This window comes from Rhodococcus sp. no. 34 (genome assembly GCF_054589475.1).
Window position 1 is genome coordinate 110,716 of record NZ_BAAILK010000012.1, and the last position, 15,221, is coordinate 125,936.

The 15,221-nt window shown below is 63.2% G+C and carries 13 protein-coding genes and 1 tRNA gene; 8 read left to right on the forward strand and 6 right to left on the reverse strand.

Features of this window, described 5'->3' with window-relative positions; genetic code table 11:
• Positions 1-55 precede the first annotated feature (55 nt).
• The 5 genes from ACYP01_RS01340 (at position 56) to ACYP01_RS01360 (ending at position 4,951) form a co-directional block, all read left to right on the forward strand.
• Positions 56-1,267: an acetyl-CoA C-acyltransferase gene (locus ACYP01_RS01340; RefSeq protein ID WP_042921373.1), complete on the forward strand. Its 1,212-nt coding sequence runs from the start codon at positions 56-58 to the stop codon at positions 1,265-1,267.
• Positions 1,264-2,187, forward strand: a complete 924-nt coding sequence (locus ACYP01_RS01345) for an SDR family NAD(P)-dependent oxidoreductase (protein ID WP_218747667.1) — start codon at positions 1,264-1,266, stop codon at positions 2,185-2,187. Before ACYP01_RS01340 ends, ACYP01_RS01345 begins: the two co-directional genes overlap by 4 nt.
• On the forward strand, positions 2,184-3,008 hold the full coding sequence (locus ACYP01_RS01350) for a DUF1295 domain-containing protein (protein ID WP_042451087.1): 825 nt from the start codon (positions 2,184-2,186) through the stop codon (positions 3,006-3,008). Before ACYP01_RS01345 ends, ACYP01_RS01350 begins: the two co-directional genes overlap by 4 nt.
• On the forward strand, positions 3,005-3,871 hold the full coding sequence (locus ACYP01_RS01355; protein ID WP_058037859.1) for an acyl-CoA thioesterase: 867 nt from the start codon (positions 3,005-3,007) through the stop codon (positions 3,869-3,871). The genes ACYP01_RS01350 and ACYP01_RS01355 overlap by 4 nt, the downstream gene beginning before the upstream one ends.
• Before the next feature lie 81 nt (positions 3,872-3,952).
• Complete coding sequence (locus ACYP01_RS01360) at positions 3,953-4,951, forward strand: winged helix-turn-helix transcriptional regulator (protein WP_030534921.1); 999 nt, start codon at positions 3,953-3,955, stop codon at positions 4,949-4,951.
• A gap of 9 nt (positions 4,952-4,960) precedes the next feature.
• Here the strand turns inward: ACYP01_RS01360 and ACYP01_RS01365 are convergent, their stop codons facing one another.
• Positions 4,961-6,340, reverse strand: coding sequence for an LLM class flavin-dependent oxidoreductase (locus ACYP01_RS01365; protein ID WP_065455489.1), 1,380 nt, complete (start codon positions 6,338-6,340; stop codon positions 4,961-4,963).
• Between the two features lie 242 nt (positions 6,341-6,582).
• Here ACYP01_RS01365 and ACYP01_RS01370 point away from each other — a divergent pair.
• Positions 6,583-6,658 (forward strand) — tRNA-Arg (locus tag ACYP01_RS01370).
• Between the two features lie 49 nt (positions 6,659-6,707).
• Positions 6,708-7,670, forward strand: coding sequence for a formylglycine-generating enzyme family protein (locus tag ACYP01_RS01375; RefSeq protein ID WP_051649539.1), 963 nt, complete (start codon positions 6,708-6,710; stop codon positions 7,668-7,670).
• Position 7,671: 1 nt separating this feature from the next.
• Here the strand turns inward: ACYP01_RS01375 and ACYP01_RS01380 are convergent, their stop codons facing one another.
• Together ACYP01_RS01380 and ACYP01_RS01385 are read right to left on the reverse strand one after the other, a co-directional pair.
• Positions 7,672-8,589, reverse strand: a complete 918-nt coding sequence (locus tag ACYP01_RS01380) for a TauD/TfdA dioxygenase family protein (protein WP_050654720.1) — start codon at positions 8,587-8,589, stop codon at positions 7,672-7,674.
• A gap of 35 nt (positions 8,590-8,624) precedes the next feature.
• On the reverse strand, positions 8,625-9,293 hold the full coding sequence (locus ACYP01_RS01385) for a TetR family transcriptional regulator (protein ID WP_459678301.1): 669 nt from the start codon (positions 9,291-9,293) through the stop codon (positions 8,625-8,627).
• A gap of 205 nt (positions 9,294-9,498) precedes the next feature.
• Between ACYP01_RS01385 and ACYP01_RS01390 the strand changes: the two genes are divergently transcribed.
• Positions 9,499-11,835, forward strand: a complete 2,337-nt coding sequence (locus ACYP01_RS01390) for an arylsulfatase (RefSeq protein ID WP_459678303.1) — start codon at positions 9,499-9,501, stop codon at positions 11,833-11,835.
• 73 nt (positions 11,836-11,908) lie between these two features.
• Here the strand turns inward: ACYP01_RS01390 and ACYP01_RS01395 are convergent, their stop codons facing one another.
• From ACYP01_RS01395 to ACYP01_RS01405, 3 genes are all read right to left on the reverse strand, one after another.
• Complete coding sequence (locus ACYP01_RS01395) at positions 11,909-13,411, reverse strand: DUF4153 domain-containing protein (protein WP_459678305.1); 1,503 nt, start codon at positions 13,409-13,411, stop codon at positions 11,909-11,911.
• Positions 13,412-13,519: 108 nt separating this feature from the next.
• Positions 13,520-14,515: a HAMP domain-containing sensor histidine kinase gene (locus ACYP01_RS01400; protein ID WP_007727705.1), complete on the reverse strand. Its 996-nt coding sequence runs from the start codon at positions 14,513-14,515 to the stop codon at positions 13,520-13,522.
• A complete protein-coding gene (locus ACYP01_RS01405) occupies positions 14,512-15,198 on the reverse strand; it encodes a response regulator transcription factor (protein ID WP_058037854.1) in 687 nt (228 codons plus the stop codon). Before ACYP01_RS01405 ends, ACYP01_RS01400 begins: the two co-directional genes overlap by 4 nt.
• Between the last annotated feature and the right edge of the window lie 23 nt (positions 15,199-15,221).

Below are 15,221 nucleotides of genomic sequence, written 5' to 3' on the forward strand. Positions count from 1 at the left end.
TCACCGCAACCGTACTACAACTAGCAGAGTAACTCTACTAATTGAAGGGTTGAAAATGACTGATGCTTTTGTCCTCGACTACGTGCGCACACCGCGCGGCCGAGCATCGACGCGAGGTGCCCTCCACGAACACAGCCCAGTCGATCTTGTCGTCCACCTGGCCAAGGCTTTGCAGGGTCGAACGAACCTCGCCGCAGAACAGATCGACGACGTCGTTCTCGGTTGCGCATCGCAAGTGGACGAGCAGGGCGCGAACATCGCTAGAACTGCCGCACTCCTTGCCGGTTGGGGCGACTCCGTCCCCGGCGCAACCCTCAACCGATTCTGCGCATCCGGCGTCGACGCAGTCGGCCAGAGCGCGGCCCGCATTCGCGGCGACGACGTGTCCCTCGTCGTGGCCGGTGGCGTCGAAAGCGTCTCCCGGACTCCGATGTTCAGTGATCGCGGACCGCTGTGGACCGACCCGGCAACCATCGCGCAGATCGGTTCCATCCATATGGGTGTTGCCGCCGACTTGAATGCCACGATCGAGGGGTACTCCCGCGACGAGTTGGATGCCTACGGCGTCGAAACCCAACACAAGGCTGCCGAGGCCTGGCGCAACGGCGCATTCGAGCGGTCCGTTGTGCCAGTTCCCGGCAGAAATGGTGAAGCCGGAATCGCGCACGACGAACTGGTCAGGGCCGACACGACGGCAGAGGGACTCGCAGCGCTGCCTGCCGCCTTCGAAGGGCTCGGCGCCGCCGGTCAGGATGCACTCGCGCTCGCTGCCTATCCCGAGGTAGGAAAGATCGAACACCTGCACACCGTCGGATCCTCTCCCGCCATGGCCGACGGCGCAGCGCTCCTACTCCTCGGATCCGAGAAAGCCGCGGCGAGAGCCGGCCTGACCCCTCGCGCACGGATCATCGGATCCGCCTCGACTTCGGTGAATCCGGTCCTCATGCTCACTGCGGGTCAGAGCGCCGTGGAGGCAGTCATCGCGCGAGCCGGGCTTCGTCCACAGGACATCGACGTGTTCGAGTTCGCAGAGGCCTTCTCCGCGCTATGCCTACGGTTCCGCCGCGACCTGGACGCCGGGCCGGACCGCATGAACCCCAACGGAGGCACGATGGCGATGGGCCATGCATTCGGCGCCACCGGAGCAATTCTCGTCGGCGCATGTGTCGACGAACTGGTACGGAGCGACGGTCGCTACGGTGTGGCCGCGGTCAGCGGCGCCGCCGGTGTCGGAGTCGCGGTGCTCGTCGAACGGATCGCCTCATGACCGTCAGTTCACTCTCCGGCCGCGTTGCCGTCGTCACGGGAGGGGGTAAGGGCCTCGGCCGTGCCGTCGCACTGCATCTCGCGAGCCGAGGGGTCACGGTGATCGTCAACAATCGGAATCGCACACTCGATTCGAGCGGCCGAGGCCCCGCAGATCAGGTTGTCGACGAAATCCTCGAAGCCGGTGGACAGGCCGTCGCCAACCACGACGACGTCACCGACCCCGACGTCGGCCGAAAGTTGGTGGACGACGCTCTCACTCGGTTCGGACGACTCGATTTCTGCATCACCAGCGCCGCGGTCAGCGCACCGCAGATGCTTCATCGCACCACCGCCGAGAACCTCAGCACCGTCATCACGACAAACGTCGTCGGAACCGCACTGGTCGCCGCCGAAGCCTCCCGAGTGATGCGCGAAGCCGGATTCGGGCGCATCGTGATGATTGCCTCGACCGCAGGACTGCACGGAGAACCCACCGTGTCCGCCTACGCCGCCAGCAAGGGTGCCGTCATCGCATTGGGACGCACCGCAGCCGGCGAAGGTGCGAGTCGCAATGTGTTCACCAATGTCGTACTGCCCTATGCCACTACGCAGATGACCGAATCCGGAATGGATCCACGATTCATCGACATCATGGGGGCCGACCTGGTAGCCCCGGTGGTCACCGCCCTCGTCGATCCCGAGTCCACGACCAACGGGCAGGTGATCGTCACGGCAGGCAACGGGGTGCGTTCGGCCGACGCCGTCGAGGGCTCGACCGAATTCTTGCCCACCACCACAGAACTCGATGCCAAAGCGCTCGACGCGCTACTCGTGACCAGCCGACTCGGCGCTCCTCACACCTATCCGAGCGCACAGGAAGCCTTCGCGGACTTCGCTTCCGAACTGCTCGACCACCACAATCAGAAAGCGCGCGCATGACCGACATCCCACTGGGCGACCTTGCACTGAACTTCGGTGTGAGCGCACTCGCCGTCCTCGTCTTCATCGCAGTCGTGATGGCCGTCGCCATCCGCATGAACAATCACTCGATCATCGACATCTGCTGGGGGCCTGGCTTCGCCGTCGTCGCCGTCGTCTCGTACCTGACGTCCATCGGGTCGGACGGCAACGATCTGCGTCGCCTCGTCGTGCTGGCTCTGACCGTGGTCTGGGGAATGCGACTCGGCCTGTACATCGGCTTCCGAAACCGTGGGCACGGGCAGGACAAGCGCTATACTGCCCTGCTCAAACATCAACAGGGACCGCTGGTTCCGTTCCTGATTCGCAAAATCTACGGCCTCCAGGGCGTTCTCATTCTCGTGGTGTCGCTGCCCGTCCAGTTCGCGATGTACGAGTTTCGCGCCCTCGGAGTCCTCGGCGCGATCGGCATCGCGGTCTGGACCGTCGGCTTCGTCTTCGAATCGGTTGGAGACTACCAACTTTCCCGCTTCAAAGCTGATCCGGCCAATGCCGGGAAGGTGATGGACCGTGGGCTCTGGGCCTGGACCCGCCATCCCAACTACTTCGGTGATGCATGCGTCTGGGTCGGACTGTTCATCCTCGCGCTTGGTGATCCATTGGCGCTGATCACGATCGTCTCTCCGATCGTCATGATCAAACTGCTGGTGAGCTACAGCGGTAAGGCCCTTCTCGAACGCGGCATGCGCAAGAGCAAGGGGCAGGCCTACGACGACTACGTCGCCCGGACCAGCGGATTCTTACCTCGTCCACCCCGTCCGGCACGAAACCACGCGTCGTGAGCGCCCCCACGAGTGGTCTCGCCGACGTCTTCGATCTGGAATCGACCGGCCCGGACCGGTGGCAAGGGTCGAACGACGGTGTTCGGCTGCCTCAGCTGTTCGGCGGCCAACTGGTAGCCCAGTCGATTCTCGCAGCCGGGCACACGGTTACCGACGGCAAAGCGATCAGTTCCGTCCACACCCACTTCCTTCGCCCGGGGTCGACGAATCGCGCGACCGAGTTCTCGGTAGATCGCCTTCGGGACGGAAAACGCCTGTCCACCAGAGGCGTCGACGTCCACCAGGACGGACGACTTGTCTGCCGTTCGACGGTCTCTGCCTCCTCGATCGACGAGGGCATCACTCACAGTCGCGCAGTACCCGCCGCACTCCCGCCCGCTGAGTGCGTGACGTTGCAGGAGTTGGCCGAGGCAGACGGTGGGTTGGGAGAGGTGTGGGAGGAGTTCTCCGCCATCGAGATTCGTGTGTCCCCCATCGATTCGCAGTCCCCCACGACGCATTCGGCGGCGCCTCCGCGCAACATCTGGATGCGTTCGGCTCAGCGGCTGAGCGACGATCCACTGATTCACGTGGCTGCTCTCGCCTATGCCAGTGATCTGATGCTGATGGCAACCGCGCTGACTCCGCACGGCTACGACATCGGGCAGGAGCACTCGCTCGACACGGACTGGACTGGTGTGTCCCTCGATCACACGATGTGGTTTCAACGCCCTGTGCGGGCGGACGAGTGGCTGCTCTTCGAGCACTCGACCCCCACAGCTCACACCGGCAGAGCAGTAGTGAATGCGGCGGTCTTCGATCGATCCGGACTCCAGATCTGCCAGATCACTCAGGAAGCGTTACTCATTGCCCGCACCGAGTGATTCCCGACTCTTTCTGCAGACCATTCGGTACGGTCTCGCGGTGCCGCAGGGTGCGCGGCCTATGATTTCGGGGTGGTACGAGTGAATGCAGCCGGATCTTCGACACCCACCGCGTCGGCGGGCGTCACCGAGTTGCCTGCCGGCGGCCCGAACGCACTGGCCGTCACGCTCGGGTTGTTGGGGGACGAGTGGAACCTCTGGATTCTGCGATTCGCCCTGTTGGGGTCGCGGCGATACAACGACTGGCTCGCCCTCGGGGGAATCTCCAACTCCGTATTGTCCTCACGGTTGGCGGTCCTGACGGCCGGCGGAATGCTCGAGCGTCGTGAGTATCAGCAGAACCCGCCCAGACACGAATACTCGGTCACCCGCAAAGGGCAGTCGATCTGGCCCGTCCTCATCACCATGTGGTCGTGGGAGAAGCAGTGGGCGCCCAACGAAACCCAGCCGCTTCCACCACTGCGGCACAGCACCTGCGGAAACGACTTCACCCCGATCCTGCGCTGCAAGGAGTGCGGCGAGGACGTGGACGTACGATCCCTGGACTCCCAAATGGGTCCGAGTGGGGACTTCTCACGCAGTGTCCCGGAAGCAACATCGCGGCGACGCTCCACCAAGTCCGAACGCCGTCCGGAAATTCTGGCTCACACGATGGAACTTGTCGGCAATCGCTGGTCAGCGGCGATCATCGGTGCAGCTTTCCGAGGCGCTCGCCGCTACGGGGAGTTCGCCGAGATCACCGGTGCACCACCGGCAATAGTCGCGGATCGCTTGAAGCACCTCACCGAGATCGGTGTAATGGAAACGCGTCCGCTTCCGGGTCGCCCACAGTGGTCGGAGTATCGACTCACCGCCAAGGGCACGGCGTATTTCCCCGTGGTGATGTGCATGATCTCCTGGGGTCAGCGTTGGTTCAGATCCGCGGACGGCCCGGACATCGTTCTCCATCACAAGGCCTGCGGTAAACGGTTCGAAGCGCGCTTGGGTTGCAGTGTGTGTGGTGAAGAGTTGAGGTCTTCGGACATCGAGGCCGTCGACCTCACCACCTCGGTTCACGTACCCGGGTCCGGTTGGTCCTGAGGTCCCCGCTCAGCCGGCAGTGCGGATCCGGTCGAAGCTCCGGCCTCGGTGTTCGAGCGGCAGCCTGTCCCCTCGCCCGAACAGTTTGTTGCGCAGCGTTCCCTCATCGTAGTCGTCCTGGTAGGCACCTCGTTTGGTCAGCTCCGGAATCACATGCTCCACAATGTCTTCGAAGGTTCCGGGAGTCACCGCGTACGCGAGATTGAAACCGTCGACGTCGGTCTCGGACACCCACTCCTGCAACTCGTCGGCGACCTCCGCGCCGGAACCGACAACGATCGGGCCGAGCCCGCCGATGCCCGCCCACTCCGCGATGTCCCCCACCGTCCATTCGCCACCTTTCTCGTCGGCCTGACGAAACGATGCGACCGCGGATTGAATGGCATTGCTCTCGACGTTCCCGATCGGCTCGTCCGCTCGGTATCCGGAGAGGTCGATTCCCATCCACCCCGAGGTGAAAACGAGCGCGCCTTCACTACTCGCGTAGCTGCGGTAGTCCTCGAGCTTCGCCTGGGCCAACTCAGGGGTTCGGTCGGTGATGATCGTCAACAGTGTGTAGATGCGGGCCGAGTACGGATCTCGCCCGACCTTCGTCAGTTCGTTTCGGATTCGAGCAACGGTGTCTTTGAGAATCGCCTTTGTCGGTGCACCCACAAAGATCGCCTCGGCATTCTCGGCGGCGAACCGCACCCCACGAGGCGACGCGCCGGCCTGGAAGATGACCGGCGTCCGCTGCGGAGAAGGTTCGGAGATGTGGATGCCCGGAACCGTGAAGTGCTTGCCTTCGTGCTCGATCGGATGAACCTTGGCGGGGTCCGTGTAGACCCCGGTGGTTCTGTCACGCACCACCGCGTCGTCTTCCCACGACGTTTCCCACAACTTGTAGAGAACTTCGAGGTACTCGTCCGCGTGGTCGTAGCGATCGTCGTGCTGGAGTTGGTCGTCCTCGCCCATGTTCCGCGCGGCCGAGGGGAGGTATCCGGTGACCACGTTCCACCCGATTCGCCCGTTCGTCAGGTGGTCGAGGGTGCTCAAGCGCCGAGCGAACGGGTAGGGATGCTCGAAAGCTGTACCTGCGGTGATCCCGAAGCCCAAGTGCTCGGTCACGGCAGCCATCGCCGACGCCAGCAGTAGCGGGTCCGAGACCGGTACCTGCGCGCCCTGCCGCAGCGCTGCGTCGTGATTGCCGCCGTACACGTCGTACGTTCCCAACACGTCAGCCAGGAACAGCCCGTCGAATCGTCCACGCTCGAGGAGCTTCGCCAACTCCGTCCAGTACCTCAGATCCGTGTACCTGGACGACTGGTCCTCCGGGTGGCGCCACAGACCTGGCGATTGGTGGGCGACGCAGTTCATGGCAAAGGCGTTGAAGCGGATTCTGCGGGTCATTCCCGCACGATGCCGTGCCTGCTCCGCGGTGAACACCATTGCGATCAGTGCGATCGGTACGGCTCCTGCTTGCACCCGGCGATACCGTCGACTTCGCGACCTCGTCGGCGGGCCGCTACACTGACTAGCGCAGCTGTGACGCCCGAGGCTTCGTGCCGACAGGTCGAGCGGACGCAACAGCAGTATCGAGAAGCGAAAACCCCGGCAGCACAGGGTTTTCAGCGCTTGTCGGTACGCTCCCCGCCCTCGTAGCTCAGGGGATAGAGCATTCCTCTCCTAAAGGAAGGGTCGCAGGTTCGAATCCTGCCGAGGGCACCAGGTGGGACTCTCCCCACATCGGCGCCACCAACGTGCCATTCTTGACTTCATGACGATGCCTCACTCCACGGCTACTCCCCCGAAGAACATGTCTTTGATCCCGGGTGGGACGTACTGGATGGGCTCCGAAGATTTCTATCCGGAAGAACGCCCAGTTCACCAGGTCACAGTCGACGGATTCTGGATGGACACGACGGCGGTGACGGTCGCCGAGTTCCGACGCTTCGTGAAGGCAACCGGCCACGTCACCACTGCGGAAATCGCCCCGGACGCCGCCGACTATCCCGACGCCGATCCAGCCCTCCTCGTCCCGGGATCGTTGGTCTTCAATTCGCCACCCGGCCCGGTTTCACTTGACGACTACACCCAGTGGTGGTCGTTCACTCCCGGCGCCGATTGGCGCCATCCCGAGGGCGCCGACAGCAACATCGGGGGACGTGAACGGCACCCCGTCACCCACGTGTCGTACTTCGACGCCCAGGCCTACGCCGCGTGGGCCGGCAAGGAACTCCCGACCGAGGCCGAGTGGGAGTTTGCCGCCCGCGGTGGACTCGATCGCCAGGCGTACGTGTGGGGCGATCACGACTCTCCGGGCGGGCGGCCCGGTGGCAACGTGTGGCAGGGCCAGTTCCCCTGGGAGAATCTGCTCGAGGACGGTTACGAGCGCACCGCTCCGGTCAGAAAGTTCCGGCCCAACGGCTACGGACTGTTCGACATGGCCGGGAACGTGTGGGAATGGACGGCCGATCACTACACGTCCGACCACGCCCACAGTTCCAAGAACGTCGCGCCGGCCTCGTCGTGCTGCATTCCTCGTAATCCCCGAGCGGAGTTCGCCACGGAGGCGTTGGCGGGCGAACCCTACGCACGACGGGTGATCAAGGGCGGCTCACATCTGTGTGCACCGAACTACTGCCTGCGCTACCGCCCTGCCGCGCGGCAGGGCGAATCCGAGGAGTCCTCGACCTGCCACGTCGGCTTCCGGTGCATCATCCGCATTCCGCAGACGTAAATCAGAAGGGCACGTCTCCGAGGATTGCCACCCGCTCCATCACGCGGCGATGAGGGAAGTAATCACTCGCTGCGTAGTGCTGGGTAGCCCGGTTGTCCCAGAAGGCAATGGAATTCGGCGCCCACTTGAAGCGGCACTGAAAGTCCGGGACCTTGACCTGCGCGAACAGCAGGTTGAGCAGATCGTTGCCTTCGACAGGATCCATGTCCGGAATGTGGGTGGTGAAAAGGCTGTTGACGAACAGAGTCTTACGCCCGGTCTCCGGATGCTTACGCACCATCGGGTGCAGGACCGGCGGGTACTGCTCCTTCATCTGTTCCAACTTCTCCGGGCTCATGCCGCGTCCGAAGGACGGCACGAAATCGTGGATGGCGTCCTTGCCGTCGATCAAGTCCTTGATCTCGTCGGGGAGGCAGTCGAAGGCGTTACCCATATCAGCCCAGAGCGTGTCACCACCGGCAGGCGGTACGTCGATCGCCCGAAGTACTGAACCGAGCGGCGGCGTCTTCGTCCAGGTGACGTCGACGTGCCAGATGTTCTCGGTTCCTGGACTGTCCTCTCCGCGTTCGAATCTGACGACTGCCGGGACCTCTCCCTGCGGGAGAAGTGGATGAACCTCGAGTTCACCCCAATGGGCCGCGAAGTCACGATGATTCACGCTCGAAATCGGCTGGTCCCGAAAGAACACGACCTTCCATTCGAGGAGGGCCCGACGCACGTCCTCGATCTGCTCCTCCGACGGGTCACGCAAGTCGATATCGCTGATCTCGGCACCGATGAATGGTGTGACGGGTGTCAGAGTGAACCGCTCGTACGGCCTCGATTCAACGCCTTCCGGGTTTCGCCTCATTCCGCGTGGTCCGAATTCGATTGTGTGATTGCCGATTTGGACTGTTCGTGAGGATGTAAGGGTAGCCATCGAATGACTCCGTCCTGTCGTGTCGTGTCGCGGGGTCACACGTCAGTCGACGCGTGCACCCGCTCTGCTCGTGTGCGTTTGTGTGCGCTTTGGGGCGCGGTCAGTGCTCCCACCGCGAGATCGACCAGATGATCCACCGTCGTATCGAAATCTGCCTGCACAACCGGGTTTTCGTCTTCGCGGCGCTGCTCGAAGATTGCCAGAGCGGAGACGCTCATGTTGAACGTCAGATCGATCCGTTCGACCGCGACGCGGCGGGGCAGATGCGGCAACGCCCGCGTCAACCTGACGACAACTTCGTTGATCCCCTCGCTGACCTCGCGGAACTCAGCACTCTGCGTATCCACCGACGGTGAGATTCGGGCAATGAACCTCGCATAGTTGGAACCGTCGACCGTCGCCAGAAAATCTGCCAGCGGGTACAGAAAGGCTTCGACCAAAGCACGGACCAAGTCGGTCCGCCCACTGGCGTCGATGTCGTCGAGATACGTCAGTCGCGCTGCGTTGATCTGATCCATCCGATGCCGGAATACGGCCAGCACCAGACCGTCTCGCCCACCGAAGTGATACTGAACTGCAGAGTTGTTGCGCTGCCCGGCCGCAGTCGCCACGTCCCGCATGGACACTTCGTGAATACCTTGCTCGGCGAACATCCGCTCGGCGACGGCGATCATGGCGTTCTTGGCATCCAACGAGGCGGGCATACACCGACCATATAAGTCACTGTCTTAATTCCGCAAGCCCCATCCCCTGTGCGCGGTTAGGGAGTGCAGGGACTCCTTAACCACTCACGGGGGTAGTTGTCCCAGTCAACGAGACATACGCCGCCAACTGAATTCCGATCGATACGCTCCAGATTAAGACGACTGCTTAATCCGCCCGGTTTTGCACACGCCAAGGAGCCTGCTGGTGAATCGCCATTCCATTCCGATCATTCCCGAGACGCCGAACGTCGCGGCCGCCGTGTACTACCCCGATCAGAATCCCCCGTACACCCGCCCGGAACCGCTTCGCCCGCCGGCCGGGGCCCCGAACGTGCTGCTGATCATGATCGACGACGTCGGATTCGGCGCACCCTCCGCGTTCGGTGGCCCGTGCCGCACCCCCACCGCCGAGCGTTTGGCCGAAACCGGCGTGAAATACAGCCGATTCCACACCACGGCTCTGTGCTCGCCGACGCGTGCCGCCACACTGACCGGGCGCAACCACCACAGTGTCGGTATGGGTGTCATCTCCGAAATGGCCAACGCGGCACCGGGATACAACGGGACCCGCCCCGCCTCTGCCGCCACGGTCGCACGCGTCCTACAGGGAAACGGCTATGCGACAGGTGCTTTCGGCAAGATGCACCAGACCCCGACGTGGGAGACCACCGCTGCCGGGCCGTTCGATCGTTGGCCGGTCCGTGAGGGTTTCGACAAGTTCTACGGTTTCCTCGGTGCCGAGTCCGACCAGTTCACCCCGGTTCTCTACGAGGACTTCACGATGGTCGACTTACCCAAGACACCACAGGAGGGTTACCACCTGTCAGAGGATCTCGTCGACCACGCGATCGAATGGGTCGAGGGCGTCAACACGATGGACCCCGACAAGCCGTGGTTCTGCTACCTCCCCTTCGGCGCGTGCCACGCTCCACTCCAGGTCCCGGACCGCTACCTGGACAAGTACGTCGGCGAATTCGATCACGGGTGGGATCGCCAACGCCAGATCACCCTCCAAAAGCAGAAGGAACTGGGCGTCGTCGCTCCTGACACCGAATTGGCCCCGTGGGCTCCGGGGCTCCCACACTGGGACGAACTCGACGACGACCAGAAGAAGGTCTCGGCCCGTCTGATGGAGTTGTACGCGGCATTTCTCGAGCACACCGACGACGAGGTAGGCAGGCTCGTCGACCGGTTGCAGGACATGGGTGTACTCGACAACACTCTGGTGCTCTACATGATGGGTGACAACGGCGCTTCCGCGGAAGGCGGAATGGAGGGCTCGTTCAACTACCTCGCCGGCCTCAACGGTTACAAGAGTGCGACATCCGACGTACTGGCGCGCTACGACGAATTGGGGACCGAAACCAGCTACCCGCACTATCCGGCGTCGTGGGCTCTGGCTCTCGACACCCCTTACCAGTGGGCCAAGCAGGTTGCGTCCCATTACGGCGGTACCCGAAACGGTCTGATCACCCACTGGCCCAAGGGGATCGACAAGCCAGGAATCAGGGAGCAGTGGCATCACTGCGTCGACATCACGCCGACAATCCTGGAAGCTGCCGGTATTCCGGCACCGACCAGCGTCGACGGGGTCACCCAGAAACCGATGGAAGGCGTGGCGATGAACTACACCTTCGCCGAGCCCGATGCCGAAGAGCGCCACACCACACAGTATTTCGAGATCTTCGGCAACCGCGGAATTTACGATCACGGTTGGACCGCAGTCACGGCCCACCGCGCACCCTGGCTGATGGCCACTCACGGCCTCGAGCTCACACCGATGAGCGAGGACCGTTGGGAGCTGTACGACACCTCGGTCGACTGGTCGCAGGCCCGCGATCTCGCGGACGAGCATCCCGAGATCCTCGCCCGGCTCAAGGAAAAGTTCCTCGTCGAGGCGGCCAAATATCAGGTGTTGCCGCTGGACGACAGAACGGTCGGTCGCCACGCCACCGCGGAATCACGACCCCCGCATCCGATGATGGGCCGCAAGACCCTCACGCTGTACCCACACATGAACGGTCTGGTCGAGAAAGCCGCGCCGACGTTCTTCAACCGCTCGTACACGCTGACCGCAAGTCTGGGTAGCGTCGCCGACGGCATGCTGGTCAGCCTCGGTGGCCGGTTCGGCGGATTCGCTTTGTACATACTCGATTCCGTCCCCGTCTACTGCTACAACTTCAGCGGCGGTGGTCGGATCTTCGTGCGTGGGCGCAACCCGCTGGCACCCGATGCACGCGAGGTGTCCGTCCACTTCGAGTACGACGGCGGCGGAATCGGCAAGGGCGGAACCGCCACCCTGATTGTCGACGGCGAGGTGATCTCCGAAGGCCGGATCGAGAAGACCACTCGGGCGATCTTCAGCATGAACGAACAGCTCGACGTCGGCATCAACCGGGGAAGCCCGGTGGCGGAGGAGTTTGCGGAGAAGGGCACGTTCCGCTACGGCGGCAAACTCCACAGCGTGACCGTCGACTTACGATCCACCCGAGACGTGGTGTCCGCAGAGGAACGGGAGAAAATCTCACTCGCCGTGCACTGATCGACCAGGCGACGCTCGCCGATTGTGCAGCCGCGCGCGATATCTGCCGTGCGGCTGCACAATCGCCCTGCGTCTATCCGACCGTGTACATCTGCAGGCACGGCCCCACCGGGCGAGCTTCCAGGACGTCGCGGGCCTTCTCACGCGCTGCGTTGAACTCCCAGGGCGCAGTGGTGCCCGGCACTCCGAATCGATATCTGCTCAAGGCACACGAACGCTGCGGTTCCGGTAGACGATCCAAGGCGGGTACCGCGTCGACGGAGAGCCCGCGTAAGTAGGAAACGTCGATGCTCTTGCCGCCCTCGAACCGTTCCACGTTCTTTTGCGCGATGTACGCGTCGGGGTTGAACACCGCGAAGGCCAGCAGCGCGACGGCCGAAGTGGCGAGAACAGCTGTGGGCAGCCACTTCCCGGACATCCGAATACCTGCGACGAGCAACAACACGAACACGAAGCCAAGAAGCAGCTCGGTCGCGAAGACGCTGACCCGGAGCACCGTGAAACCGTACTGATTCTCGTACAACCACATCCGGTGCACAGCGGACGCCACGATCACCAGGCTGAAAACACACAGGGCACCCAGCAGTCCGCGGGCAAGACGCCTCGATCCAGCGTCGCGGCGGTCGATGTACCGCACTGCGACGGCGATGACGAGCAGCGTCAGCACGGTAACCGCCATGAGCTGCCAGAAACCCTCACGCGCATAGTCCGCATAGGTCAGTCCATCGGTCACCTGTACGTGCTCGTCTCCCCCGAACAGCGTCTTCGTCTGTACTGCAACAAAACCGAGGAACAGCACGTTGAGTACTCCGAGCGGGACCGCCCACTCCCACATCGGCAACGGCGTCGCCTGCGCAGGTGCAAACGCGTCCACCGTCGGCGTTCTGCGGCGCAGATACACCGCAACCAGCGTGCCGAACGCCATCACGACGCCGGCAAAGATCCGTGCTCCCGGGTTCGACACCGAGATGGCAGGAGCGAAGCCGTCGAAGATCTTCGCGAACTCCGGATCCGCACTCACGAACAAAGATCCGAAAATCAGCAGGAGAAGAATCGATACTGCGCTTACGACGACAACTCGCGCCGCCGGCACCCGCGGAGCAGAGCGGGTAGCAAGTTTTCGACGACGAACGAAGTTGACCGTCCGGTGCGGTGCCCGCCAGGGAGCGACCGTTCCCAGAAGTATTCCGGTCCACGTCCGCCCGCCGATCAGAGTCCACGTGAACAGAACCCACGCAGCTACGACGCAGAGGAACACCAACCACTCCGCACCGCGAACGGCGGCAACACCCAGCAGTGCGAGCATCCCGATGGCGGCGACCCACTGCGTCACGGTCATCCGTGGCGGCGTCAGAATCCCGAAGACGATCACCACACCGGCACCCACGATCACGTACGCGATACTCGCGAACCCTGGGTCGAGGATCAGGGCCGCAAGCACCCCTACTGCGGCCGCGCCGAGGAGCATCGAGCGGGTGGCCATCGAAGTGCGATCGGGACGCCAGAACCGGCTGGAACGCTTGGGTTTTACGGCCGGCATCGGCGGTTTCGGTGGAATTACTATCGGAGCGCTCATGTGATCTCCTATGTGTCTGGTTCAATTTTTCAGGGTCGGAAGTACAGACAGATGCCGATGAAGACATGCGCCATCGCGAGATCTCTCGATCTCGTCAGGGACTTTGATTCAGTTCTGCGGCAGCACTACTCGAATGCAACAACCCGACGGGGCATCGACGACGGCAATCCTGCCGTCATGTAATTCGACCGCCCACTTCGCGATCGCGAGGCCGAGTCCGGTGCCTCCGTCGGTCGAGCCGCCGCGGATGAAGCGGTCGAACACTCGCTCACGGGCCTGTGGTTCGATGCCGGGGCCGTCGTCGTGGACGTCGAGCACCAACTCCCCCGCGCTGCCGGTACGTACTCGGATGACAACTTTGGTGTCGACGTTCCCGTGCTGAACCGCATTGTCCACCAGGTTGGTCACCACCTGGTGGAGGCGATCCGGATCGGCGACCACGGACAATTGTGGAGGCTTGACGTCTATCTCGATGTCGCCCGCACTCACACTCGACAGCTCGCGTAAGAACGGCTCGACCTCGAAACGGCGGCGTTTCAACGGCATTGCGCCACCCTCGAGTTTCGAGAGATCGAGAAGGTCGGCTACCAGCGCGCCCAGTCGTTCCGTTTGCCGCAGCGCCGATTTCATCATCGCCGGATCCGGTTCTTCGACACCGTCGACGACGTTCTCGAGCATGGCTTGCAAAGCGGTGATGGGCGTGCGCAGTTCATGGGAGACGTTGCCGATCAACTCGCGGCGGTACCGGTCGTCGGCCCCGAGGTCCTCGGCCATCCGATTGAACGCATGGGCGAGTTCGCCTACTTCGTCTCTGGAAGTCGCTCGTACTCGCCGCGAATAGTCGCCGCGCGCCATCGCCTTCGCCGCGGCCGTCATCTCGCGAAGCGGTGACGTCATCCCGTGTGCGAGCACCTGCGTAACGCCTAGAGCGACAACCAACGCCGTCAGTAGAGCAAAACGAAACGGTTGTTGCGACGTCAGCCAGAAACCACCCGCGGCGAACACCAGTGCTGCGACAACCAGGAGGCCGACCTTCACCTTGAAGGACCGCATCGGGTCCAGCGGCCGCGGCCACCGTGCAAAAAGACGGTCGACGACGCTCATCGCGGCACGTCCCAGGCGTACCCGACCCCGTGAACGGTCCGGATCACGGAAGGTCCGAGCTTACGTCGCAGCGCCTTGACGTGGCTGTCGACGGTCCGACTGCCCGCTCCCTCACCCCAGCCCCAGATCTCCTCGAGCAGCGACTCCCGCGGGATCGCGGCTCGCGGCCGCTCCGCCAGATAGGCGATGAGATCGAATTCGGTGCGAGTCAGGTGAACTTCTTGCGCATCACGGCGCACTCGACGTTCGGTCAGGTCGATCACGACGTCACCGAACTCGAGGAGGTCGGCCACCGGGCGAGCAGCGTGCTCCGCGCGATCCGCACGCCGAAGCAGAGCCTGCACCCGGGCGACGAGCACACGCATGCTGAACGGCTTGCTCAGATAGTCGTCGGCCCCGACGCCGAGACCGATCAGCATGTCGGTTTCATCGGCACGAGCGGTCAACATCAGCACGGGCACCGGGCGCACGGCCTGGATGCGGCGGCAAACTTCGAGGCCGTCGAATCCCGGCATCATCACGTCGAGCACCACTAGGTCGGCATCCATCTGCTCGCAGCGGGTCACAGCGCTGGGGCCGTCGAATGCCAACTCGACGTCGTAGCCCTCGGCACGCAGCCTCGCTGCGATGGACTCGCAGATACTGACCTCGTCGTCGACCACGAGCACTCTTCGCTGACTCATGGAACTGACTGTATTCGGCCCTC

Bases quoted from the DNA above. Each gene is read 5' to 3' on its own strand.
- ACYP01_RS01340 (WP_042921373.1), top strand. From the start codon at position 56: ATGACTGATGCTTTTGTCCTCGACTACGTGCGCACACCGCGCGGCCGA.
- ACYP01_RS01345 (WP_218747667.1), top strand. From the start codon at position 1,264: ATGACCGTCAGTTCACTCTCCGGCCGCGTTGCCGTCGTCACGGGAGGG.
- ACYP01_RS01350 (WP_042451087.1), top strand. From the start codon at position 2,184: ATGACCGACATCCCACTGGGCGACCTTGCACTGAACTTCGGTGTGAGC.
- ACYP01_RS01365 (WP_065455489.1), bottom strand. From the start codon at position 6,340: ATGACCCGCAGAATCCGCTTCAACGCCTTTGCCATGAACTGCGTCGCC.
- ACYP01_RS01375 (WP_051649539.1), top strand. From the start codon at position 6,708: ATGACGATGCCTCACTCCACGGCTACTCCCCCGAAGAACATGTCTTTG.
- ACYP01_RS01380 (WP_050654720.1), bottom strand. From the start codon at position 8,589: ATGGCTACCCTTACATCCTCACGAACAGTCCAAATCGGCAATCACACA.
- ACYP01_RS01385 (WP_459678301.1), bottom strand. From the start codon at position 9,293: ATGCCCGCCTCGTTGGATGCCAAGAACGCCATGATCGCCGTCGCCGAG.
- ACYP01_RS01395 (WP_459678305.1), bottom strand. From the start codon at position 13,411: ATGAGCGCTCCGATAGTAATTCCACCGAAACCGCCGATGCCGGCCGTA.
- ACYP01_RS01400 (WP_007727705.1), bottom strand. From the start codon at position 14,515: ATGAGCGTCGTCGACCGTCTTTTTGCACGGTGGCCGCGGCCGCTGGAC.
- ACYP01_RS01405 (WP_058037854.1), bottom strand. From the start codon at position 15,198: ATGAGTCAGCGAAGAGTGCTCGTGGTCGACGACGAGGTCAGTATCTGC.